17 protein-coding genes are annotated in these 23949 nt (G+C 58.4%); 11 read left to right on the top strand and 6 right to left on the bottom strand.

From position 1 onward, the window contains the following. Positions 1 to 120: 120 nt before the first annotated feature. Positions 121 to 2499, top strand: coding sequence for a heavy metal translocating P-type ATPase (locus tag KSAC_RS06790; RefSeq protein ID WP_132304822.1), 2379 nt, complete (start codon positions 121 to 123; stop codon positions 2497 to 2499). A gap of 72 nt (positions 2500 to 2571) precedes the next feature. Here KSAC_RS06790 and KSAC_RS06785 read toward each other — a convergent pair whose 3' ends face one another. After that, positions 2572 to 3435 (bottom strand): class I SAM-dependent methyltransferase, encoded by an 864-nt coding sequence (locus tag KSAC_RS06785; RefSeq protein WP_207918777.1) that lies wholly within the window; start codon positions 3433 to 3435, stop codon positions 2572 to 2574. 369 nt (positions 3436 to 3804) lie between these two features. Between KSAC_RS06785 and KSAC_RS06780 the strand changes: the two genes are divergently transcribed. Then, positions 3805 to 5844, top strand: coding sequence for an NADH:flavin oxidoreductase (locus tag KSAC_RS06780; RefSeq protein WP_132304820.1), 2040 nt, complete (start codon positions 3805 to 3807; stop codon positions 5842 to 5844). A gap of 83 nt (positions 5845 to 5927) precedes the next feature. Here KSAC_RS06780 and KSAC_RS06775 read toward each other — a convergent pair whose 3' ends face one another. After that, positions 5928 to 6590 (bottom strand): TetR/AcrR family transcriptional regulator, encoded by a 663-nt coding sequence (locus KSAC_RS06775; protein WP_132304818.1) that lies wholly within the window; start codon positions 6588 to 6590, stop codon positions 5928 to 5930. 495 nt (positions 6591 to 7085) lie between these two features. Then, positions 7086 to 7313: a hypothetical protein gene (locus tag KSAC_RS06770; protein ID WP_102323082.1), complete on the bottom strand. Its 228-nt coding sequence runs from the start codon at positions 7311 to 7313 to the stop codon at positions 7086 to 7088. Between the two features lie 256 nt (positions 7314 to 7569). Between KSAC_RS06770 and pstC the strand changes: the two genes are divergently transcribed. The 7 genes from pstC to KSAC_RS06735 all read left to right on the top strand — a co-directional run bounded on the left by pstC (position 7570) and on the right by KSAC_RS06735 (position 15142). Next, entirely contained in the window at positions 7570 to 8547 is a 978-nt protein-coding gene (gene pstC / locus KSAC_RS06765; protein ID WP_132304816.1) for a phosphate ABC transporter permease subunit PstC, read from the top strand. A gap of 14 nt (positions 8548 to 8561) precedes the next feature. After that, entirely contained in the window at positions 8562 to 9458 is an 897-nt protein-coding gene (gene pstA, locus KSAC_RS06760) for a phosphate ABC transporter permease PstA (RefSeq protein ID WP_102323084.1), read from the top strand. Then, positions 9455 to 10252 carry a phosphate ABC transporter ATP-binding protein PstB gene (gene pstB, locus KSAC_RS06755; protein ID WP_102323085.1) on the top strand — a complete coding sequence of 266 codons (798 nt, stop codon included), beginning with the start codon at positions 9455 to 9457 and terminating at the stop codon, positions 10250 to 10252. Before pstA ends, pstB begins: the two co-directional genes overlap by 4 nt. Positions 10253 to 10269: 17 nt before the next feature. Continuing rightward, positions 10270 to 10965, top strand: coding sequence for a phosphate signaling complex protein PhoU (phoU, locus tag KSAC_RS06750; protein WP_102323086.1), 696 nt, complete (start codon positions 10270 to 10272; stop codon positions 10963 to 10965). Between the two features lie 584 nt (positions 10966 to 11549). Beyond that, positions 11550 to 12167, top strand: a complete 618-nt coding sequence (locus tag KSAC_RS06745; RefSeq protein ID WP_174234101.1) for a sorbitol dehydrogenase family protein — start codon at positions 11550 to 11552, stop codon at positions 12165 to 12167. A gap of 19 nt (positions 12168 to 12186) precedes the next feature. Continuing rightward, complete coding sequence (locus tag KSAC_RS06740) at positions 12187 to 13824, top strand: GMC family oxidoreductase (protein WP_102323087.1); 1638 nt, start codon at positions 12187 to 12189, stop codon at positions 13822 to 13824. Beyond that, a complete protein-coding gene (locus KSAC_RS06735; protein WP_132304814.1) occupies positions 13817 to 15142 on the top strand; it encodes a cytochrome c in 1326 nt (441 codons plus the stop codon). Before KSAC_RS06740 ends, KSAC_RS06735 begins: the two co-directional genes overlap by 8 nt. A 648-nt stretch (positions 15143 to 15790) precedes the next feature. Here KSAC_RS06735 and KSAC_RS06730 read toward each other — a convergent pair. Next, entirely contained in the window at positions 15791 to 17182 is a 1392-nt protein-coding gene (locus KSAC_RS06730) for an NAD-dependent succinate-semialdehyde dehydrogenase (RefSeq protein WP_132304812.1), read from the bottom strand. Positions 17183 to 18337: 1155 nt separating this feature from the next. On the opposite strand from KSAC_RS06730, the gene KSAC_RS06725 reads away from it, so the two are divergent. Beyond that, positions 18338 to 18550: a (2Fe-2S)-binding protein gene (locus tag KSAC_RS06725; protein WP_165927293.1), complete on the top strand. Its 213-nt coding sequence runs from the start codon at positions 18338 to 18340 to the stop codon at positions 18548 to 18550. Between the two features lie 409 nt (positions 18551 to 18959). Here the strand turns inward: KSAC_RS06725 and KSAC_RS06720 are convergent, their stop codons facing one another. Further along, positions 18960 to 20471 (bottom strand): sodium:solute symporter family protein, encoded by a 1512-nt coding sequence (locus KSAC_RS06720; protein WP_132304810.1) that lies wholly within the window; start codon positions 20469 to 20471, stop codon positions 18960 to 18962. Further along, the gene (locus KSAC_RS06715; RefSeq protein ID WP_110546754.1) at positions 20468 to 20644 is read right to left on the bottom strand and encodes a DUF3311 domain-containing protein; all 177 of its coding nucleotides are present in this window, start codon (positions 20642 to 20644) and stop codon (positions 20468 to 20470) included. The genes KSAC_RS06720 and KSAC_RS06715 overlap by 4 nt, the downstream gene beginning before the upstream one ends. A gap of 558 nt (positions 20645 to 21202) precedes the next feature. Here KSAC_RS06715 and ppdK point away from each other — a divergent pair. Next, complete coding sequence (gene ppdK, locus KSAC_RS06710; protein ID WP_118962906.1) at positions 21203 to 23881, top strand: pyruvate, phosphate dikinase; 2679 nt, start codon at positions 21203 to 21205, stop codon at positions 23879 to 23881. Positions 23882 to 23949 lie beyond the last annotated feature (68 nt).

Here is a 23949-nt window from a genome sequence, read left to right as displayed (position 1 = left end):
CCAGAGCATCAGTTGCCGCCAGGTTTCAGGATAAACATCCTCGTGAAATGACGTCCTGGCATTCTTGAAAATACCGGTAGGGGGTATAAAATCAAAAACCGGCGCGTAAGGAGAGAAGCAGTGTCACAGACCTTCAGTTTCCCCGTTGGTGGCATGTCCTGTACCGCCTGCGCCGCGCGTATCGAGAAGATTCTAAATCGTCAGGAGGGGGTGACGGCAGGCGTCAATTTTGCTGCCGCACGGGTGCAGGTGCAACTGGACAGCCCTGCCGCGTCCATTTCCAATATTGTCGCCGCCGTACGCAAGGCCGGGTTTACGGTACCGGAAAGAAGTGTGGACCTGTCCCTTACGGGCATGAGCTGTACCGCCTGTGCCGCCCGTATCGAGAAGATACTGAACCGGCTTCCCCTGGTGCAGGCGAGCGTGAATTTCGCGGCGGAACGGGCACATGTTGTTTTTATTCCGGGTCTCGTGCAGCCTGAAACCTTCATCGCCCGCATTGAAAAAGCCGGTTTCGGGGCGAAGCTGCTTGAAAACGGCATGGAACGGGATGAAGCCGCCCTGCGGGCAAAAGCATGGCGTGCCGAGCGTAATCAGTTTGCGCTTACCCTTGTCCTGTCGCTGCCTTTTTTTGTGGAAATGGTAGCAATGGCCTTTGGCTCCATGCACATGATGCCCGGCTGGCTACAGTTTGTTCTGGCGACGCCGGTGCAGTTCTACTGCGCGCGCCACCTGTATCAGCGTGCGTGGAATGCCGTTCGGGGTGGTTCGGCCAATATGGATGTGCTGGTCGTTCTGGGCACCAGTATTGCCTATTTCTTTAGTGCCATAGTTACGGCATTCCATCTGCACCAGCCGATTTATTTTGAAGCCAGCGTTTCCATCATCACGCTGATTTCTCTTGGAAAGCTTCTGGAAACCCGCGCCCGTAACCAGACCAGCGCAGGTATCGAAAGCCTGCTGCGACTGCAGCCCCAGATAGCACATGTGGAAAATGGGGATGCGGTGGTGGACCGTCTGGTTGCGGATGTAAGGACCAACGATATTTTCGTTGTCCGCCCCGGTGAAAGCATTCCTGTCGATGGCGTGGTTGTCAGCGGGATGTCGGATGTCAATGAAGCCATGCTGACGGGGGAAAGCGTGCCCGTGCTGAAAAAGACCGCGGATGAGGTCTTCGGCGGCACCCTGAACACCAATGGCGCATTAAGGATAAAGGCGACGGGCGTGGGCGCGGATACCGCCCTTGCCCATATCGTCCGGATGGTGGAGCTGGCGCAGGGCTCAAAAGCCAGCGTGCAGCGTCTGGCGGACAGGGTATCGGGTATTTTCGTGCCTACGGTCGTCATGCTTGCGCTGCTGACATTCGTTGTCGGATGGCTGCTGACGGGTAATGCGACATGGAGCCTTGTTTCATCAGTTTCCGTTCTGGTTATTGCCTGCCCCTGTTCGCTGGGGCTTGCGACACCTACCGCAATCATGGTCGGCACAGGGCTGGGGGCACGTTCAGGTATCCTGTTTCGTAACGCCAATGCGCTGGAGCGGGCGGAAAAGCTTACGACCATCATCATGGACAAAACGGGCACCCTTACCGAAGGCAGACCAACGGTCAGTGATGCGGAAACGGCTGCCGGGGTGGAGACTGCTGGCTTCCTGTCCATCGCCTATGCGCTGGAGAAGGATTCCGAGCACCCACTGGCGCGCGCTATTGTGGAATATGCCCTGGCGGCAGGTGCGGGCGAACGGACGGTGACGGGATTTCAGGCCATTCCGGGCATGGGAGTCAGTGGGCAGGTGGATAACAGGCTGGTCCGCCTTGGTGCCCCCCGTTTCCTGACCGAAGCAGGTATTACGCTGGACGATACCGTAATCGACCGCATGGAGCGTGAAGGGAAAACTGTAATCGCCGTTGCGGCGGATAGTCGTCCGCTTGGCTATGTCGGTCTGTCCGACCGCCTGCGCCCGGATGCGGTTGCAACTGTGGCGGCGCTGCATAAAGCAGGGATCAGGGTCGTAATGCTGACGGGCGATAACCAGCGTGCGGCAGCGGTTGTGGCCGCGCAGGTGGGGGTGGACGCATATCAGGCGGGCGTGCTGCCCCAGAACAAGGCGCAGGCTGTGGAAAAATACCGTGCCGCAGGGCAGGTGGTCGGTATGGTGGGGGACGGTATTAACGATGCGCCCGCCCTGGCTGCGGCCGATGTGGGTTTTGCTATTGGGGCTGGTGCGGCCATTGCCCTGGACACGGCGGATGTCGTGCTGATGAAAAGTGAACTGACCAGCGTGCTGGACGCCATTTCCCTGTCCCGCGCCACGTTGGCCAAGATACGGCAGAACCTGTTTTTTGCTTTCATATACAATATTCTGGGCCTGCCATTGGCTGCATTCGGCATGCTCAATCCCATTGTGGCGGGGGCTGCCATGGCCATGAGTTCCGTATCGGTCGTCAGTAATTCGCTGTTGCTCAACCGGTGGAAACCGCAGTCGAAGATGCACCGCTGATACCATGGGCGGCGCTGCCCACAGTATCAGCCCGGTTCATAAGCACTACAGTAGCATGCAGGCACCCTGCCGTTACGGTTTGCGGAATTTCAGCGTCATGCGGTCGCTTTCGCCTATTGCATCATAGGCTGTCCGCTGTGGCGCTGTGGCAGCATCCCTTTTTCGCGTGGGCCGAAGCGACCATACACCGAAGGGATAATCTTTCGTATCCTTGGGGTTCGCATTGATTTCGGAACTGGCCTCAAGCATCAGCCCTGCCTTTGCTGCTGCCTGCACAATGGTTGCGACGGCAACATAGCCGTCCGAAGCATCCGGTTTCTGGGCATGGGGATCGGCGCGATGGTCTTCGACGGCAAAGATACCGTTGGCTTTCAGTACTGTGGCAACAGCGTGCATCGCTTCTGCGGTATAGCCATGTCTGATCCAGTTATGGATTTCCCGCGCACTGATGACCATGTCCGCCGTATCAGGTGCGCCTAAAGGTGCCTTGCCGGGACTGAATGGCGCCATCGCGATATGGCCAAACCGCGTACTGTCGGCAAACGTCCGGGCAAACTTGTCGCGTGCCTGCTTTCCCGCATCAGGACCGGTATCCGGCAGTCCGGCGATATAGCGTCCACCCGTGCGGGCCAGATAGGGAGCAAGGATATAGGTCCAGTATCCGCCTGCCGGTTGCAGGTCGATGACCGTCATGCCCGGTTTCAGACCCCAGAACAGCAGGGACTGATATGGGTGACGCCATGGGTCACGATGCACCTGTTCGGCTGGCCGGTAAGGTGCTGCGATACAGTCGCGCAGAACGGCATCGTCATATGTCGTCGCGGCATGGGCGAAGCGTGCGCCAGATCCGACCAGCGGCATGGCCGCCGCGCCTGCGATCAGGAATGTACGCCGGTTGATGAGTCCCGTAAGGGAGTTACTGGTTGTGTCAGTCATGTCCGCCATCTCTGCTCTCTTTCGATACGCATCAGCGCGTAGCGGTAATGCAGCATGGGCGGTGGGAAGCGGCAAGGCGGGATCACGCTATCGCGTCCGCATTATGGTGATCCTTTCGTCAGCCGATGCTGCTGTGGGGCACGGTATGCCAAAAGGGGACAATCATAAAAATTCGTTTTTTGAGCGCAATCAGTGTCGTGACTGGAAAAGTCCGGTCATATTTTTATAAAAATTATATTTGTTTTCAGTAAATTATTAAGATTTTCCGGGTTGCTTCCCGCAAAATAAACATGACAGTACGGGTTGTTGACACATGTGTACGGTGGGGATAAGTCAAATAGACAGATACATCTGTCTGGAGCCTGGCCCATGTCGACCGATCCGCTTCTTCAGCCATACAAGTTAAAGCATCTGACCCTGCGCAACAGGATCATGATTACTTCCCATGAACCGGCGTATCCCGAAGACGGCATGCCGAAGGATCGCTACCGCCTCTATCATGTCGAACGCGCGAAGGCCGGCGTCGCCCTGACCATGACCGCAGGCTCAGCCGCCGTGTCACGTGACAGCCCGCCCGTTTTTAACAACATCCTTGCCTATAAGGATGAGGTCGTGCCGTGGATGAAGAAGCTGACCGACGAATGCCATGAACATGGCGCGGCGGTGATGATCCAGCTTACGCATCTGGGCCGACGCACACGGTGGGACAAGGGGGACTGGCTGCCTGTCGTTGCGCCGTCCCACAGCCGCGAAGCGGCTCACCGCGCCTTTCCCAAACAGATCGAGGACTGGGACATCTCGCGCATCATCCGCGATTTTTCCGATGCTGCCGAACGCATGCAGGCCGCCGGTGTCGATGGTATCGAACTGGAGACATACGGTCATCTGCTGGACCAGTTCATATCGCCCCTGACCAATACGCTGGAAGCCCCATATGGTGGCCCTGAACTCGATAACCGCATGCGTATGCTCATGGAAGTGGTGCAGGGCATGCGCCAGCGCGTGGGGAACGAATTCATTATCGGTATCCGCTACACGGTGGATGAGGACCTGCCCGGTGGCGTGGACAAGGCGGAAGGGATCGAAATTGGCCGTCGCCTGAAAGCCAGCGGTCTGGTCGATTTCCAGAATATCATTCGCGGGCATATCGATACCGATCCCGGCCTGACGGATGTCATTCCCATTCAGGGCATGAAGAATTCGCCCTATCTTGATCTGGCGGGCGAAGTCCGTGCGGCGACCGATTTCCCCACTTTCCATGCCGCCAAGATTCCCGATGTCGCGACCGCGCGCTACGCCATTGCCGCAGGCAAGGTGGATATGGTGGGCATGACGCGCGCGCACATGACCGATCCGCACATCGTGCGCAAGATCATGGCCCGGCAGGAAGATACCATCCGCCCGTGTGTGGGGGCCAATTACTGTCTCGACCGTATCTATCAGGGCGGGGCGGCCTTCTGTATCCACAACGCCGCGACGGGGCGTGAGGAAACGATGCCGCACGATATCGCCCCCGCGCCACAGCGGCGCAAGGTGGTGATCGTGGGTGCCGGTCCGGCCGGGATGGAAGCCGCCCGTGTCGCTGGTGCGCGCGGGCACGATGTGGTGGTGTTCGAGGCTGCCGAAAATCCCGGTGGCCAGATCCGCCTGACCGCGCAAAGTCCACGGCGGCATGAGATGATCAGCATCATCGACTGGCGCATGGCGCAGTGTGAATCCATGGGGGTCGCGTTCCGCTTTGCTACATGGGCGGAAGATGAAACCATCATGGCGGAAAAGCCCGATGTGGTGATTATCGCGACCGGGGGGCTGCCGCATACGGAAGTACTGTCTACCGGTAATGATCTGGTGGTCTCGTCATGGGATATTATTTCAGGTGATGTAAAGCCCGGCAGCAATGTTCTGGTTTTTGACGATGCCGGGGACCATGCGGGCTTGCAGGCGGCGGAGGTGATTGCCGCTACGGGCGCGCATGTCGAAATCATGACCCCCGACCGCAGTTTTGCGCCGGAAGTCATGGCCATGAATCTGGTGCCCTACATGCGCAGCCTGCAGAAGCTGGATACGACCTTTACCGTAACCTATCGGCTGGACTCCGTGCGGCGTGACGGGAATGGCCTGATTGCCACGGTAGGCAGCGATTACGGTGGCGTATCGCAGGAACGGCATGTGGATCAGGTTGTCATTAATCACGGCACCATTCCGCTGGATGAACTGTATTTTGCGCTCAAGCCGCAATCCACCAACCTTGGCGCCGTGGATTACGAGCGGCTGATTGATGGCCAGCCGCAGCAGGATGTTGCCAATCCTGACGGGATCTTCGCCCTCTATCGCATCGGGGACGCGGTCGCCGCGCGGAATACGCATGCCGCGATTTACGATGCGCTGCGTCTGGTCAAGGATATCTGATCACTGGGCGGGTGGGGCGTGCCCCACCCCACCGGGAACGCAATGCCGGTTATAAGCCTGCCGATGTCATGGCCTGTCAGGGTTCATGCCGTTGGGGCCTGCGCGTGTTCTGCCGCGGCAGGCGTATAATTGTGACGGGCGAAAAAGCGCTCCAGATCGCGCTTCTGCGGCGTGCGTCCCGTAAATATCTCGATATAATCGGACATGCGGCGCATGCGCGTATCCAGGCTTTCATGCGTGCGGCATGAAATATAGCCGATCTGTAGCAGGTAAATCGTCCGTGCGCGGGTTTCTGCTTCCCCCTGACCATAGCCGAAGCGGATGAACATATCAGCCAGCATGTCGATCCTTGTCGCATCGGTCTGGCTGATTTCCTGTGCAAGGGCCGCGCTTTGCAGGCCCCAGCTACGGATGGCGAATTCAAACTGCGCATCGAACAGATTATTGTCGATCCAGCAGTCACACACATTCAGTGTGGCTTCAACAATGGTTTCCGCATAAGCCTGCGCCCGCGCCGCCAGCGCACCCGTATTCTTGGTGCGCCAGCGTTCGATCAGTGCCGAAAGCAGATGGTCACGATCCTTGAAATACCAGTAAAAACTGGTGCGTGACAGGTTGAGCTTACGGGCAAGCGGCAGGATGCGCACGGCATCGACGCCGGATTCAATCAGGGCGTCATAGGCTGTATCGAGCCAGATTTCTGGCGAGCCTCTCCATCCTGTGTCTTCTGGCGGGTGTGTCGTCATGCGCCCATACTAGCAACCGCCCGCACCTGAAACAACAAGCCCCGTATTTCAGGACTGACCGCTAAAGGTGGGGCGAGGCCGAAGGGACGTTCGTGCCTGTTCCGGTATGCTGGCCACAAGCCACCCGCTCATTCTTTTGTAATACGCACGCAGTATTATGTCACGGCTCGATGCTGCGTGGATCATATGGGCGCGTAACTTTCCTTGCCAATCGGGCATGGGATATTGAACAGGGAAGGGATGTGATGACCATGCCCCACGTCCTGCTGGTATGAACTGGCGCGATTTACGCAAACAGATGCGGTATTATTATTGAAGGCGGCCTATCTGTTTTTGTGAGCATCGGCAATAATACGATCGCCGTTCCACCAGTATTGTGAATAGACGGTGCATATGCATGATGCAGGGAAACCGGACGGTTCTTTCCCGGTTCCCACAGTGCAGGCCGGCACCAACTGATGCGGTCGTAAAAGTGGGGGGATACGGACCTGTCTGTCAGGCCCGAAGCCTTGCCATTTCCATTACGCGTGGCGCCTTGCAGCGACCGATCCGGAAGCGGGCGCGGGCCTGTGCTACGGCGGCTTCGAAAGTGGGCAGCATGTCGCCGTCCATCTGGGTTACGCGTTCGTGCATGGCGCGGAAGTTATAGGGTTCATCGGGACCGTTCTGGAAAACGATACCAACAAAAACACCATCGACTTCAATGACACTGGATTCAAACATGAGGCTGCTTCCTGCCTGTTTCAACAGGGGCGCGTGCTTTGGCGGCGCGCTCCATGCAGGCGCTATGCAGCAGTTACGGGCGGTGTTGCAACAGGAAATAGATGAACTTTATATGACATGAAGCAATACGTTAAATACTGAACATTTCTACTTCGGTCTGTCATAAAAAATTCATACAAAATCATATCTGTTATTATTGCCAGTGCTGAACCGGAAAGCCTAATCCTGCTTCTGTGTTACGCATATCAGGAATTACATGATGGAACTTCCGTCAACCCTTACGGCCCGGGACGGAACCGCATTGGACAGGAATGCACGCGGACAGTACGGCGATATCATCTTTGGCATGATCGCGCGTCTGGCCGGGTGGTCGATCCTTCTTGTCATGGCGGGAATTGTCATTGTCCTTGTCCGGGGGGGATGGAGCGCTTTCTCCACTTTTGGCCCTGGCTTCATCACCAGTACGGCGTGGAATCCCATTTCACATAACTTTGGGGCCGCGACGTCCATATTCGGTACGCTGGCCACCACCGTGGTTGCCCTTGCCTTTGCCGTGCCCTTCGCCTTTGGCGTGGCTTTCTGGCTGGTGGAACTGGCCCCTGCAACGCTTGCCCGGTTTATCGAAACCGCCGTGCAGCTACTTGCGGCCGTGCCGTCCATCATTTTTGGTATGTGGGGTTTCTTTATCGTCGTGCCTTTCATGGCGCATTACGTGGAACCCGTGCTGACACATTATCTGGGCCATGTGCCCGGTATCGGCCTGCTGTTCCATGGCGCGCCCTATGGCACCGGCCTGCTGAGCGGCGGGCTGATCCTGGCGATCATGGTCACGCCCTTCATCTGTTCGGTCATGACGGACGTGTTCGTTTCCATCCCTGCCGTGCTGAAGGAAAGCGCTTTCGGACTTGGCGCCACGCGGTGGGAAGTCATGCGCAAGATCGTGCTGCCATGGTCGCGTCAGGCGGTGATGGGCGGCATCATGCTGGGTACGGGCCGCGCACTGGGCGAGACGATGGCCGTAACCTTCGTGATCGGTAACAGCAACCATCTCGGCTGGTCGCTTTTCGCGCCAGGCAACACCATCGCATCCCTGATCGCCCTTGAATTTCCCGAAAGCGCTGCCGGCAGTCTCAAGCTGTCCGCACTGCTGGCGCTCGGCGCGATCCTGATGGTCATTTCATTCATCACCCTGGCCTGTTCGCGCATTTTCCTGCGGCGCGGCATTCCGGGTTAAGGGAAGGGCGCAGAATGTCAGTCCAGAAAACGTCACCCGCCGTGGGGGATGGGTGGCAACGTGGCGGGGCGCAGGCCGTGCGACGCAGGGTGGTGGAACGGCTGGTCAGCGTGCTGTGTTACGTGGCGACGATGGTTGTGCTGTTCCTGCTGTTTTCCATTTTATGGACACTGGTGGTCCGGGGTGGGGCAGGGCTGTCGCTTTCCACCTTCATCCACAGCACGGCAGCGCCGGGCAGCGGCGGTGGGCTGGCCAATGCCATCATGGGCAGTTGCGAACAGACCGGCCTTGCAGCCCTGATCGGCACGCCCGTTGGCATGATGATCGGCATCTACCTGTCGGAATTCGATCAGGACGGGCGGATTGTCTCCCTCGTTCGCTTCGTGTCGGACATGCTGCTGTCGGTGCCGTCCATTCTGGTCGGCCTGTTCATCTACCTGATCGTGGTGGAACCGGCGGGGCATTTTTCAGGCATGGCGGGTACGCTGGCGCTTGCCGTCCTGTTTGTACCGATCGTGGTGCGCACGACCGAGGACATGCTGCGCCTTGTACCCCGCGCCATGCGTGAAGCGGCTTACGCGCTGGGTGCCCCCGGCTGGCGGGTGATCCTGAGCATATGCCTGCGTTCGGCGCGTGGCGGCATCATGACCGGTGTTCTTCTGGCGCTGGCACGCATATCGGGTGAGACGGCGCCGCTTCTTTTCACATCCCTTGGTAACCTGAATTGGTCCACCAGCCTTAACGAGCCGATGGCGAGCCTGCCGGTCACGATCTACCAGTATGCCGGTTCGGCATATGATGACTGGGTGCGGCTGGCATGGACGGGCGCGTTGCTGATTACGGTCGCGGTTCTGGCAACAAACATCGTCGCCCGCTGGTGGCTCACGCGCAACGGATCTGCACAACAATGAATAAAATCATCATGGATGACAGTATGGTCGGCAATACCGCCGTATCGGCGCTGGCTATCAGCAATCTCGATTTCTGGTACGGTACCAACCACGCGCTGAAGAACATATCGCTCGATTTCCCCCTGCGGCAGGTAACGGGCATGATCGGGCCATCGGGGTGTGGCAAGTCGACGCTACTGCGCGTACTCAACCGCATGTACGACCTGTATCCGGGCCAGCGCGCGACGGGGCAGGTGCTGTTTGATGGCCGCAACATCCTTTCCCCCGGCGTGGATGTGAACGTGCTGCGCTCACGCATTGGCATGGTGTTCCAGAAGCCGACGCCATTTCCCATGTCCATTTATGACAACATTGCCTTTGGCGTGCATCTGCACGAACGTATTTCGCGTGCCGATCTGGACCAGCGCGTGGAGAGCGTGCTCAGGCGTGTCGCCCTGTGGAACGAGGTCAAGGACAGGCTCAATACATCCGCCGCCGCCCTGTCGGGCGGGCAGCAGCAGCGCCTGTGCATCGCGCGGACGATCGCAACCCGGCCGGAGGTGATCCTGCTGGATGAGCCGACCAGCGCGCTGGACCCGATCTCCACCGCCCGGATCGAGGAACTGCTTGATGAACTCAAGCAGGAGTTTTCAATCGCGATCGTGACCCACAACCTTCAGCAGGCTGCGCGCTGTGCCGATCGTGTGGCGTTTTTCTACATGGGCGAACTGGTGGAGGTCGATACGGCCGACCGCATGTTTACCGCCCCCCAGGCCAAACGCACCCAGGATTATATTACCGGCCGCTTTGGCTGAGAGCGAAAGTCGTGACGATGCCCAATGAAACGCTACACACCGTCCATAGCTACGAACAGGAACTCGAACACCTGCGCCTGCTGGTCAACAAGATGGGCGGTCTGGCGGAACGGCAGGTGGCCCAGGCCATCATCGCCGTGGTCGATCATGATGAGGCCGCGGCCCTTGATGCCCCCGAAATGGACCCGCAGGTAGACGAACTGGAACGTGAGACGGAAGCGCTGGTAATCCGCCTGCTGGCGCTGCGCGCGCCCATGGCGGGTGACCTGCGTGAGGTTGTCGCGGCCCTGAAGATATCGGGCGATCTGGAGCGGATCGGTGACTGTGCCGCCAGCATTGCGCGCCGGGCCATGCGCAGCGAACTGCTATCCTGTCCCATCTCTGTTACCGGTCTGCGTAGCATGGGACGGCTGGTGCAGGACAACCTGCGTCGTACGATTGATGCGATGGACCAGCGCGATCCCGAACTGGCGCGCATCGTCTGGCAGTCCGATACGGCGGTGGATGAACTCTATACCGCCATGTTCCGTGAACTGGTCACCTATATGATGGAAGATCCCCGCAATATCGGGCCCTGCACGCATCTTCTGTTCATTGCCAAGAACCTTGAACGTATTGGCGACCATGCCACCAACATTTCGGAACGCGTATATTATGCCGTAACAGGCCATATCCTGCCGATCGTGCGCCCACGCGGCGGTACGTTTGATTGACAGGCCGACCCGGCGGAACTGATGGCTAGTCCATGAAATCACGCTACAGACAGCAGATTGTGATTGATGGCTGCCCGCGAATGCCGTCGGCCCTATCGGGCAGCCTGCTGACAGTCAGGGCTGGATGGTGCTGGCGGGAGGGTAGCCAGAATCAGGATATTCTTCGTTAGCCGCACCATCTGCCTATCTGGTCATTTCCTGAATCGGAGAGCGAAATGACCGGACGACAGAAAGAGTGTTATTCCAGATTGTAAAATAAAAATTAGCATCCATCGCGGCAGTCTGGGTGACGTGCAGGTGAAACGCATGTCAACCTGGCGGGGAAGCCCCTGCGATGCTGCTGTTTCAGCCCCTTAATACCCGCCAGCAGCACGAAATGCTGGCCATATGGTATTGCAAATCATGTCTGGACCGCCCGTTCAGGCAGCATTTCTGGTGTACGTGAAGCTGCCATTCGTTAATGTGGGGGCACAGAGCTTGCGGTGTTACGTCCCGGGGCGGTATCGATGGGGCATTATTCACCCCGCGCAGCCATGCCTGTTTTCCGGCATTCCGGCTGGATCAGCATGCATGAGAGGCACCATATGGCTGCGGACCGGTCATGTTTCCCCACCAACATCCATCTTGCGTCCCCAAACGCCATGCGGATGCGTCGTGCCCTGCGCATGTCGCGCCGTGACATGCTGCTTGGGGCCATGGGGGCGGCCGTGGTGGCTCTTGGTGCCAGCAGGCCGGGCTTTGCCGCGACGGAGGAGGCGGACCCCGTTGTTCCCCTGTTCCTTGCCGTGTCGCAGCGCCTGACCGATCGTGACGTGTTGGACCCGCAGATCAGTCACGCCCTTTACGCGGGCATCATTCATGCCAATCCCGAACGGCGCGAGCAGATACACAAACTGCATGACCTGATGGCGTCCGGCAGTTTCGCCAGCGCCCGGGCGCTGGCCAGCGCCGCCGAACATAGCGATCCGGTTTTCAAGGATGTCATCCATGAAATCATGACCGGTTGGTACCGCGGCGTCGCGGACCAGAAGGTCGTGGTCTATCGTTCGGCGCTGATGTTCGACATCACCAAGGACGCGGTCTATCCCAAGACCTATGCGGCGGGTGGTCCGTTCTACTGGACCCAGACCCCGCCGGAGGTGGCCGTTCCAACCGGCGAACCCGCCCTTTCGCCGTCCAAATTTGTTGTAGAACCCACCTGATAGCCGGAGCATCCTTTTCATGCCTTCCGAACAAGACCTTTCAGCCGACGTTGTCATTGTAGGCTCCGGCGTTGCGGGTAGCTCCATTGCCAACGAACTGGCGCGTGCCGGTATTTCCGTCATCGTGCTGGAGGCGGGGCCGCGTGTCGACCGTCAGCATTTTGTAGAAAACTTCCGCAATCTGGAAAACAAGCCGTCCTATCAGGGGCCGTTTCCGTCCGTGCCATGGGCAATCCACCCGCCCAACCAGATGACGCCAAACGATTACCTGCATACGACCGGCCCGGATGCCGAAGCCTATCAGCAGGTCTATCTGCGCATGATGGGCGGCACGACATGGCATTGGGCGGGCTGTGCATGGCGTTACCTGCCATCGGACTTCGAACTGAAAACCCGCTATGGTCAGGGCCGGGACTGGGCAGTCAAATACGAGGATCTGGAACCGTTCTACTATCAGGCCGAGGTCATGATGGGCGTCTGTGGTCCTGACCCGGCAGTCGAGGATCTGGGCTCCCCCCGTCGACAGCCCTATCCCATGGAAGCGCTGCCCATTTCCTACGCGGCACAGCAGTTCCGCAAGCTTGTCAGCGAAAAGACGCCCTATCGCGTGGTCCATGAACCGCAGGCGCGCAATACCCGCCCATACGATAACCGCCCCACCTGTGAGGGGCATAACAACTGCATGCCGATCTGTCCCATCGGGGCAATGTATAATGGCAGCTATTCGGTCTATCATGCCGAAGCGGCGGGCGCGCATTTCGTGCCCAATGCCGTAGTCTATAAAATTGAACGCGACAGCGCGAACAAGCGTGTCACGGCCGTGCATTATTATGACCCGGACAAGGGATCGCATCGCGTAACCGGCAAATACTTCGTCATTGCCGCGCACTGCATCGAAACCGCGAAGCTTCTGCTTGTTTCCGCCGATGAGCAGAGTCCGGACGGCATCGCCAACAGTTCAGGTCATGTGGGCCGGAACATGATGGACCATACCGGTGTGCAGGTAACGTTCATCAGCGGCGACAAGGCCCTGTGGCCCGGTCGTGGTCCGCTGGAAACCAACGTGATCGACAATTTCCGCGATGGGACATGGCGTAACGAACGCGGTGCCTATCTCGTTCACATGGTCGATGACAATCAGGTGGACCTTGCTACATCCCTTGCCATTTCCAAGGGGTATGTCGGGCGGGAACTGGAAGAACAGATCCGCTACCTTGCGTCCCATACCGTGCGGCTGTTCAGCCATAACGAAGGGCTGGCCGATCCGGACAACCGCCTGACGCTGAGCCAGACGCATAAGGATGTCCTCGGCATCCCGCATCCGGAAGTCTATTACAAGCTGCCGGAATATACGGTCAAAAGCTGTGAGCATACCCGTGGCCTGTTCCGGGAACTTATCGGCCTCATGCATGGCACGGATGAGCAGTGGACGCCCGGCTACTTCCCGCAGGACCATCCCGCAGGCAGCACCATCATGGGAACCGACCCCAGGGATTCCGTGGTGGATGGCTTCTGCCGCACGCATGACCATGAAAACCTGTTTATCGCGAGTTCCGCCGTCTTCTCTTCGGTCGGAACCGGTAATATCACCCTGACGGTCGCAGCGCTTGCCCTGCGCGTGGCCGACACGCTTAAAAAAGAACTCGCCCATGCCTGACCTAGCCCGCAAGATCCTGTGCTCGGTCCTGACCGCGGGGACTGCTCTCGCCACCCTGTCCATGGCGTCGGCCCGGGCGGATGAACCCTCTGCCGAGCTTCTGGCCCGTGGTGAATATGTTGCCACGGCAGGGGACTGTATCGCCTGCCACACCCGGCCGGGCGGAAAGCCGTTTGCCGGTGGCCTGAGCATGACCACGCCCATGGGCAACGTGATTTCCACCAACATCACGCCCGATCCTGACCACGGTATCGGCAAATATACCGAGCAGGAATTCGAACAGAGCGTGCGTCATGGCATCCGCCGTGATGGTAGCCGTCTCTATCCGGCCATGCCCTATGTCTCCTATTCCGGCATGACGGATGAGGATGTCAAAGCGCTGTATGCGTGGCTGATGCATGATGTGAAGCCCGTGGCGGAAACACCGCCAGCGACGGAACTCAATTTCCCGGCCAACCTGCGCATCACCATGGCGGTCTGGAACCTTGTCGCAGGCAGTACAACGCCGGAGACAGGGGATTCCGCCACTTTCGACAAGCTGCGCCGGGGGCGGTATCTGGCTCACGCGCTTGAGCATTGCGGCACGTGCCACACGCCCCGCAACATGATGCTGACCGAGAAGGAGGGCAGTTACCTTGCCGGTGCGTCCCTGCTCGGGTGGTACGCGCCTGACATTACGCCCAGCAAAACGGGCGGTATCGGTAACTGGACCGAGGATAATCTTGTCGCCTACCTGCGCACAGGTCATGTCAACGGCCTGAGCCAGGCTGCGGGCCCGATGGGCGAGGTGGTGGAACATAGCACCAGTCACCTGACCGATGCCGACCTGCACGCTCTGGCCGCCTACATCCTTCAGGTTCCGGCCATGGATGACGATGTGGACCATACCCCGCGTGAGCAGTTCGGGCAGGTTCTGAACACGCCGGATATACGTACCGGCGAACTGACCCGTATCGACAGGCTTGATGAAATGGACGGACAGCATGTCTATGACGCCAACTGCGCTGCCTGCCACGGGGATAACGGCGCGGGCACTGATGACCATTATGCGCCCTCCCTGTTCCATAATGGCGTTGTCGGTTCGGCCCGTCCGGACAACCTGATCATGACGGTGCTGCATGGGGTGGACCGGACGGCAGGCAACGAGCATGCTTTCATGCCCGGCTTTGACCAGAAGTCCGATGTGCAGCGGTTGAGCAATGCGGAAATCGCCAGTGTGGTCAATTACGTCATGACCACCTTTGGTAGTGGCAACCATAACGTAACAGCGGAACAGGTTGGCACCATGCGCAGTGGCGAGGCGACAAAGGTGCCGTAAACCGGCAGGGAGGCCATATCTGTTTTTGGGCCGGGTGCGCCGGGATTATACAGGAGCGCGCCCGGTCCGTACGGATGGCTATCGCCTTATGGACAGTTATATCTGATCAAAGATTTTGCCCCAGAATATGCGGCTTGGGTCCGGGTATTTATTTATCCTGACTGTCCAGTCGGTAATATCTGAAAAGATGGGAAGAAAGGTGGATCACCATATTGGGTGATGTTCTGGAATAATGAATTATATATAATTCATGTCATAATATAGAAATTATTCTTTATATTTATAAATAAATATTGTCGATAATGTATTGGTTACAAAATAATAGTCTTATTTCTGGATCATGGGCGCTCCTATCTTAAGTAATCAGAACATCCTGATCCAGAAATCATAAGAAAGTTTTTGGTGAAGCTTTTTTCAAAAAGCTTCGGAAGGCATCGCCTTCTTTCCCTGATACGGTGACAATCCGCCATAATCTCTGATTTTCGGTTCAGGAGTAAACTGGCCAAAAAAAAGGGCGCTTCGCAGGAAGCGCCCCCTTTCTTTACTTTCTGGCCTGTTGATCCCGACTATGCCACCGATTGACCCTTTACGGTAATCAACCGGGGACACCTCCCGTTCCGGGTGTCGGGATTCAGGAACCCTGCCAGATCAGAATGGTGCGTCGATATCCACCACGTCAATCAGCTTGTGGTTGACGAATTCCTTGATGCCAAGCCCGATCAGTTCGCGGCCATAACCGGAACGTGCCACACCGCCGAAGGGCAGGTCAGCCTTCACCATGGTCGGATGGTTTACGTAAACCATGCCGGTATAGATCTGTTCCGCCACCTTCACGCCGCGCTTGGTGTCCTTCGTAAAGACGGAACCACCCAGACCGAAGGGCGAATCATTGGCGATACGGATTGCATCGGCCTCATCCTTCGCACGGTAAAGCTGCGTGACGGGACCAAAGAACTCCCACAGGCGCGCTTCATTGTCCTTGTGCAGGTTGGTCATGAGCATCGGGCGGAAGAAGGCACCCTGTTCAGGTACCGGTGCGCCGATGGTCTCGACAACCGCACCGTGCTTCTTGGCTTCCTCAACCTGCGCCATCAGTTCGTCCGCGGCCTTCTGGGAAGAAAGCGGCGCCAGCGTGGTGGCGGGGTCCATCGGGTCGCCAGCCTTCAGTTCGGCCACGCCCTTTTTGTACAGTTCGACAAATTTGTCGTAGATCGCATCCACCACGATCAGGCGCTTGGCCGATACGCAAACCTGTCCGGCGTTCCAGTGGCGACCGAATACGGCCCATTTTACCGTCTTTTCCAGATCGGCATCTTCCAGCACCACGAAGGCGTCGGAACCACCAAGTTCCATCGTGGATTTCTTGAGCGCCTTGGCCGCGATACCGGCAATGATTGCACCAGCACCTTCCGACCCGGTCAGCGCAACGCCACAGACGCGCGGATCGCTCAGGATCACTTCGGAATGGTGGCGGGCGGTGTACAGGTTGCGGAACGCACCCTTGGGCAGACCAGCTTCCTGCATCAGGCTGTCAAAGGCTGCGGCACACTGCGGCACGTTGGATGCGTGCTTCAGCAGCACCGTATTACCGGCGGAAAGCTGCGGCGCGATGATGCGGGCGATCTGGTAGTAGGGGAAGTTCCAGGGTTCGATCGCGAACACGATCCCCTGCGGCTGGTGGATAAGGACGGCCTCACCTTCTTTCGGGTCGGCAACGGGCAGCTTTTCGGGGGCCAGCAGCTTTTCGGCATGCTGGGCGTAGTATTCAAAGATTTCCGCCGAAAGGATCGTTTCAGCCTTGGCTTCGCTGTAAAGCTTGCCCATTTCCAGCGTCAGCAGGCGGGCATATTTGTCGATATCACGACGCAGGATCTTTGCCGCTTCCGTCATGACCTTCGCGCGTTCGGCAAAGGAAACGTGACGCCATGCCTTGAAGGCCTCGTAAGCGTCCGTAAGGGCGGTCTGGACTTCCTGATCCGTCGCTTCGGGGAAAGTCTTCAGCTTTTCTCCGGTATAGGGGTTGGTCGTTGCATAAGCCATGGGCAAATCTGTTCCTATGTCGTTTCGTCAAGTATATATTTCACGAGCCGCCGTGCAAGAATCGTTTCAGGTATCATCAGCCCCGACAGCGTGCAAAAGCTCATTTAACCGGTACGGACAGACAATTCATCCCCATCGGGAAAAACGCCATTTTCCGCTGTTCTTCTATCCTGATGGCAGGGGAGGGCGGCGGATCATAAAATATTATCCATTTTGGGCTGGAACTCCTGTAGCCCGGGCGGTGTCCGTAGCCTGTCGTTTGTCCGCATGAACTGCGGATGGCGCAGGCAGGTTCTGCAGTGGTGCTGTAGGCCCCCACAAAGGAGACTGCGTTCCCCACGGGGGTATCTGAATACCGTAACCATTCATCAATCCTACACGCTGATTGTGGCAGGGATATGAGGTTGCTGTGTGGTCCGGTCGATCGTCTGCAAACCAGTTCCCATATATCATCACCGGAGTAGCGGCATGCGTCAGGATGCCCCTTAAACCGGAATGAACCGGACTTGCTCTGATGCGCACTGGGGCGCCGGGCAGGATAGGGTGCATGTTCCCGAGTAGGGGTAACGTCGTCAAATCATAGGTGTGGATGGAAAGGCATGCCGGATACGGTCTGTCGTGCTCCTGTCTTCGATCCAGCCGGTAGCGTCAAAAGCGGCCAGATCGCCGCTGCCTGTCGCACCATACGATAACTTCCTTAAGACCGTGCGCGGACTGCATGCCGGATGGGGAGGGCTGGTGGCCTCATTCGCAGAAGGGATGGGGCACCTGTGCTGCATCACGCTCGCGTGGTGGAAGACTGATCGTTTCAGGATGCCATGACATCCTCCCGCCGCCTGGATGGAGGATCGGCAGTAGCGAATGCCATGTTTCCCTCAGAGAGCGCCTGCTTCGGTATTGAGGGGTTGCGATGCGTCCATGCCATTTCGCTGCCCATCGCCTGTTTCAGTCATCGGCGAGAAGGGGCTTGGGATAGGTTGCTGCCATGATGGAAATTAAATTATCGCACGCGATGATAATAGAAATGGGAAGATGCTCCTGCGCCATCCTGTTTCCCGCCAGAGGGGATGACAAAAATTTCACGCGTTTACTGCATTGCGATTTATTCTCATTCCTGATTATGATGAGGGGACGTTATATGGGTGAGATGGATAAATGTTTGTCTGCTCCTGCAATATGCTGACTGACCGAGATATCGAGGCCGCCGCACGTAACGGCGCCATAAGGCCCAAGGAAGTCTATGAAGCCAAAGGATGCCGTGCCCAGTGTGGCAACTGCGTGCCTGGCGTGGTGTGTATCCTGCGGCAGATGATCGCCCAGCGGCGCACGGTCATGCCCGAGATGGCATCACATCTGCAGCCGACCTGACCACCGTGTATTCCCGGCCATAACCGGGAATGGATGTGTTTTCCGGGGCGTTGACGTCCGGCCGGGGACTGCCACGGCTCTCAGAACGCAGGTCGCAGATTTATCGATGCCTGCGCTGTTTCGATGAATTTCTGATACGGCGGTTGCCGGATTATCTTCCGGTCCCGTTATTGCGGGCGCGGAGCGTAATTTGCTGCGTCGGACACCGAACATGCCGCTGTCGCGTGCCGTCCTGAACTGGCGTGGGTTCGGCGACGATGAACATCACTCTTTATAAAATCCATACCGGTGAGCCGACCCATAAAAAACGGCATCCTTCGCAGGATGCCGTTATGATTTATGCGGCTGGCAGGCGACCCCGCAGCCTGTCTTGATGTTTATCCCATCGGGGGTGCTGAAAGCAGCATACCTACCGCTGCACACCCTGCCGGTGCTGGAGGGTGGAAGGCGATGCCCCCAGGGCCAGACGGATCGCCATGGCCATTGTAAACGTCACCGCCAGATTGATGCCCAGTGCCAGCAGCCCCGTGGAGACGGAGGCCGAAAAACCTGCAAACGCGACAGGGTGAACAGGCTTCAGGCCATCCATCCAGCATAGGCCCAGCCCGATGAGCGATCCCGCAACCCATCCGGTAATCAGCGCACGGGCGGGCAGGCGCACGGGCAGCAGTCCTACGATGAGGGCCGGGAAGGTCTGCAGGATAATGACGCCACCAAGCAGTTGCAGGTCGATGGCGAATTTTGCGTTCAGGAACACAACGCAGCCCAGCGCCCCCATCTTGACCCCGAACCCGGCAAGGCGTGAACCCGTGACCGATTCAGCCTGCCGGGGCAGGATGTTGTGCATGATAAGGTTGGCCGCCCCGATCGCCATGACGGAAGCAGGCACCAGCGCCCCCACCGCAATGGCGGCAAAACAGAACCCCGCGAACCATGATGGGAAAATGGCCAGAAAAAGCTGCGGAACCACCTGTGACGAGGAGGTGGTCACGATCCCCGCTGCATGCGCCATAAGTCCCAGTAGCGCAATCAGGCCCAGAACAATGGTGTAGGCGGGCAGGAAGACCGCATTCTGTCGGATGGTATCGGCGGATTTCGCGGCAAGGATGCCGGTAAGCGTGTGTGGATACAGAAAGGCCGCGAAGGCGGAGGACAGGGCAAGCGTGGCATAGGGCATGATCTGCCCCTGTGACAGGATATGGCCATCAGGTGTGTCGGGCAGGTGCTGCGCCGCGCTGTGGAACATGGCGCCATAACCGCCCAGATGGATCGGCACGATGATGACCGCGGCCAGCACCGCGATGTAGATCATGACATCCTTTATGAAAGCCGTCAGCGCCGGGGCATGCAGTCCGCCCAGCCACGTATAGGCGGCAAGCGAGACGAAGGCGATCAGCAGGGGCAGCATGCCGGTAAAGCCCAGGGCCTCGATGACGGTGCGGATGCCGATAAGCTGCAATGCGATGTAGGGCAGTACGGCAATCAGTCCGCTCAGTGCCACGGCCAGTTCAAGCGTGCGGCTGCCAAAGCGTGCCCGTACGATATCAGCAGCCGTGGCATGGCCGCCGTCACGCGCGATGGTCCACAGCTTCGGCATGACGGCAAAGATAAACGGATAGACGATGATGGTGTAGGGCAGCGCGAAAAAGCCAAAGCCCCCGGTGGAATAGACCAGTGCGGGCACGGCGATGACCGTGTAGGCGGTATAGAAATCCCCGCCTACCAGAAACCATGTGACCCAGGCACCGAATTCCCGTCCGCCCAGCCCCCATTCTTCCCCTTCCGTATGGTGGGAAGCGGCCTTGCGACGTGACAGGAACGGCCGCCACAGCCGCACGGTGCTGCCCAGCAGGATTGTTGCGAGGAAACAGACGATAAATACGCCAATGGCGGCGTTGTCGGGCAGTGTCGTGGTATTCATGACTGCCGTTCCGTTTTCCATGCCGCCCAGATCAGGACGGAGGTTACGGGTACCCACGCGAACTGGTACCAATAAAAAAACGGGAAGCCGAACAGCACCGGGTTACTGTGGTTATAGAGCGGAACCCACAGCAACCCGGCAAAGGGCAGCAGGAGGAGGAGGGCTTTTTTCATATGACCGTACTTCTTGTTTTTCTGGTGTGGCCGGGTGGAATGTTTCTGGAATGTACGGCCGCGTGTCAACATAATTTAGGTAAAAGTAAAGTATTTTATTCCAGAATGGAAAAATAGTTCCGTTATTTCATTTAAACTATTGTGCAGCGCGCAATGATTTTGCTGCATTGCACAATTAATTTCCAGATGAATGCCACCTTTGGCGGTAGTGAAAATGACATAAATAAAATAAATAACTTCAATAAAATAAATTACACAATCTGCCATCCTCTGGAGGAAGCAGCGTGTCTGGTCTTCATGTTTTTCAATTAACATAATGTAAATAAACGGTTTTAATTGATGATCGAAATCCGCGCATGTCGCGCCTCATGCTGCATTGCGGCAACTGCATGCACCTCCGCATGAAAAAATAGTGATTGCCCGCGCCCGTCCGTGGCGGTTAAATTCAGCTGCCGGACCTGCCAACAACAACAATATTAAAGCGTGGCTGTCTGTTTTATCCCTGTTCCGGAGCAGGCGTCATTTATGACAGACAGACGTGCGTAGGATCGAACAGACATGACCAAATGGGTTTACAGCTTCGGAGATGGCCTGAACGAAGGGCGCGCGGATATGCGCAACCTTCTGGGCGGCAAGGGTGCCAACCTGGCGGAGATGGCCTCGATCGGCCTGCCCGTACCGCCGGGCTTTACCATTACGACGGAAGTCTGTTCGGCCTTTTATGAAAATGGCCGGAAATATCCCGATGCGCTGGAAGCGCAGGTGACCGAAGCCCTGCATCGGGTCGAGCAGTCGATGGGCCTGCGTTTTGGCGATGCCGAAGCCCCGCTGCTTGTCTCGGTGCGTTCGGGTGCCCGTGTGTCCATGCCGGGCATGATGGATACGGTGCTGAACCTCGGCCTCAATGACGAGACGGTGGAAGGGCTTGCCCGTTCATCGGGTGATGCGCGTTTCGCATGGGACAGCTACCGCCGGTTCATCCAGATGTATGGCTCGGTCGTGATGGGCGTTCCCCATCACCATTTCGAGGACGTGCTGGAGCAGTTCAAGCGTGCCCATGGTGCAGAGGACGATACGGCCATCACGGCGGATCAGTGGCGCACGATCGTTACGGATTACCGCCACCTGATCAGCACCCATGCGGGCACCGATTTCCCTACCGATCCGCATGACCAGTTGTGGGGTGCGATCGGGGCCGTGTTTGGTTCATGGATGAACCCGCGCGCCAATACCTATCGCAAGCTGCACGAGATCCCGGCTTCCTGGGGCACGGCGGTCAATGTGCAGTCCATGGTGTTCGGCAACATGGGCGATGACTGTGCGACGGGGGTCTGTTTTACACGTGATCCTTCCACGGGGGAGAACGTGTTTTATGGGGAATATCTGATCAACGCGCAGGGCGAGGACGTTGTGGCCGGTATCCGCACGCCACAGCCCATGGCCAGCGTGCGCGCCGAAGCCGGGCAGCAGCCGATGGAAACCGTCCTGCCCGAAGCCTACAGTGAACTCATGCGCGTGCGCTCGGTGCTGGAAACACATTATAAGGACATGCAGGACATCGAATTTACCGTCCAGCGTAATGTCCTGTACATTCTCCAGACCCGTAACGGCAAACGTACTGCCGCCGCCGCGCTGAAAATCGCCATCGACATGGCGCGCGAGGGCCTGATCACGCAGGAAGACGCCATCCGGCGCGTGCCCGCGTCCTCGCTTGACCAGCTCCTGCATCCTACCCTCGACCCCAAGGCCGAGCGCGTGCAACTGACCCGTGGCCTGCCCGCATCGCCCGGTGCGGCGGCTGGCGCGGTCGTTTTCTCGGCGGAGGAATGCGAAGCCCGTGCGGCGAAGGGGGAGGACGTGATCCTCGTCCGCATCGAAACATCGCCGGAGGATGTACACGGCATGCACGCGGCGCGGGGTGTGCTGACAACCCGTGGTGGCATGACATCGCACGCTGCGGTTGTGGCCCGTGGCATGGGGCGCGTATGCGTGGCCGGTGCCGGTGGCATCCATGTGGACTACGCCGCAGGCACGCTGAGTGTTGGCGCCCACACCGTGGCGCAGGGTGAGTGGATCACGCTCGATGGTGGCACGGGCGCGGTCTATCTGGGGCGCGTGCCGACCATCCCGCCGACCCTGTCGGATGATTTCAACACGCTTATGGGCTGGGCGGATGCGGTGCGCCGCCTTGGCGTGCGCGCCAATGCCGAAACACCGGAAGATGCCCGTACCGCGCGGCGTTTCGGCGCGGAAGGGATCGGACTGGCGCGGACCGAACACATGTTCTTTGGTCCCGACCGTATCGGCTTCGTGCGCCAGATGATCATCGCCGATGCCGAGGACGTGCGCCAGAAGGCCATTGCCGCCCTGCTGCCGTTCCAGCGCGAGGATTTTGCCAGCCTGTTCCGCATCATGGCGGGGCTGCCGGTTACGGTCCGCCTGCTTGATCCGCCGCTGCATGAATTCCTGCCGCATGCCGAAGCTGAAATTGCGGAAGTGGCGCAGGGGCTGGGCAAGACGGCGGAAGAAGTGCGCGCCCGCTGCGCGGCACTGGCTGAAACCAACCCGATGCTGGGTCACCGTGGCTGCCGCCTTGGCCTGACCAGCCCGGAAATCTACGCCATGCAGGTACGCGCCCTGATTCAGGCCGCCGTGATGGTGGAAAAGGAGACGGGCAAGCCCATCCGCCCGGAAATCATGATCCCGCTGGTGGCAACGCAGGCGGAACTTGCCGTCACCCGTCGCGCGGCGGAAGACGAGATCGCAAAGGTGCTGAAGGAAGAGGGGACAAACCTCAATTATGACATCGGCACCATGATCGAACTGCCGCGTGCCGCAATCCAGGCAGACCGGATTGCGGAATATGCGGATTTCTTCTCGTTCGGCACGAATGACCTGACGCAGACCACATTCGGCCTGTCGCGTGATGATGCAGGCTCCTTCCTGCCGTATTACGTCGATCATGGCCTGCTGCCGCGCGACCCGTTCGTGTCCATTGACCGCGACGGGGTCGGTGCGCTGGTCCGCCTTGGCGTGGAGCGTGGACGCCAGACCAGCCCCGACCTGAAGCTGGGCATCTGCGGTGAACATGGCGGTGATCCGGACTCGATCGCGTTCTTCGACGAAGTGGGTCTGGATTATGTCTCCTGCTCCCCCTTCCGTGTGCCGGTGGCCCGTCTTGCCGCGGCACAGGCGGCACTGGCCACGCGGCAGCGGGTTGCCTCCTCCGCCGCGTGAAACGGCCTGTTGGTCTTAAACGCTGTGAAAAGGACGTCCCGGTTTCATGCCGGGGCGTCCGGTCAGGC

The sequence above is a fragment of the Komagataeibacter saccharivorans genome, from assembly GCF_004348195.1.
Classification (GTDB): domain Bacteria; phylum Pseudomonadota; class Alphaproteobacteria; order Acetobacterales; family Acetobacteraceae; genus Komagataeibacter; species Komagataeibacter saccharivorans.
The sequence above is the reverse complement of the archived record's forward strand: the minus strand, read 5'-3'. Positions and strand labels throughout refer to the sequence as shown.

Bases quoted from the DNA above. Each gene is read 5' to 3' on its own strand.
- KSAC_RS06785 (WP_207918777.1), bottom strand. From the start codon at position 3,435: ATGACTGACACAACCAGTAACTCCCTTACGGGACTCATCAACCGGCGT.
- KSAC_RS06780 (WP_132304820.1), top strand. From the start codon at position 3,805: ATGTCGACCGATCCGCTTCTTCAGCCATACAAGTTAAAGCATCTGACC.
- KSAC_RS06775 (WP_132304818.1), bottom strand. From the start codon at position 6,590: ATGACGACACACCCGCCAGAAGACACAGGATGGAGAGGCTCGCCAGAA.
- KSAC_RS06770 (WP_102323082.1), bottom strand. From the start codon at position 7,313: ATGTTTGAATCCAGTGTCATTGAAGTCGATGGTGTTTTTGTTGGTATC.
- pstC (WP_132304816.1), top strand. From the start codon at position 7,570: ATGATGGAACTTCCGTCAACCCTTACGGCCCGGGACGGAACCGCATTG.
- pstA (WP_102323084.1), top strand. From the start codon at position 8,562: ATGTCAGTCCAGAAAACGTCACCCGCCGTGGGGGATGGGTGGCAACGT.
- pstB (WP_102323085.1), top strand. From the start codon at position 9,455: ATGAATAAAATCATCATGGATGACAGTATGGTCGGCAATACCGCCGTA.
- phoU (WP_102323086.1), top strand. From the start codon at position 10,270: ATGCCCAATGAAACGCTACACACCGTCCATAGCTACGAACAGGAACTC.
- KSAC_RS06745 (WP_174234101.1), top strand. From the start codon at position 11,550: ATGGCTGCGGACCGGTCATGTTTCCCCACCAACATCCATCTTGCGTCC.
- KSAC_RS06740 (WP_102323087.1), top strand. From the start codon at position 12,187: ATGCCTTCCGAACAAGACCTTTCAGCCGACGTTGTCATTGTAGGCTCC.
- KSAC_RS06735 (WP_132304814.1), top strand. From the start codon at position 13,817: ATGCCTGACCTAGCCCGCAAGATCCTGTGCTCGGTCCTGACCGCGGGG.
- KSAC_RS06730 (WP_132304812.1), bottom strand. From the start codon at position 17,182: ATGGCTTATGCAACGACCAACCCCTATACCGGAGAAAAGCTGAAGACT.
- KSAC_RS06725 (WP_165927293.1), top strand. From the start codon at position 18,338: ATGTTTGTCTGCTCCTGCAATATGCTGACTGACCGAGATATCGAGGCC.
- KSAC_RS06720 (WP_132304810.1), bottom strand. From the start codon at position 20,471: ATGAATACCACGACACTGCCCGACAACGCCGCCATTGGCGTATTTATC.
- KSAC_RS06715 (WP_110546754.1), bottom strand. From the start codon at position 20,644: ATGAAAAAAGCCCTCCTCCTCCTGCTGCCCTTTGCCGGGTTGCTGTGG.
- ppdK (WP_118962906.1), top strand. From the start codon at position 21,203: ATGACCAAATGGGTTTACAGCTTCGGAGATGGCCTGAACGAAGGGCGC.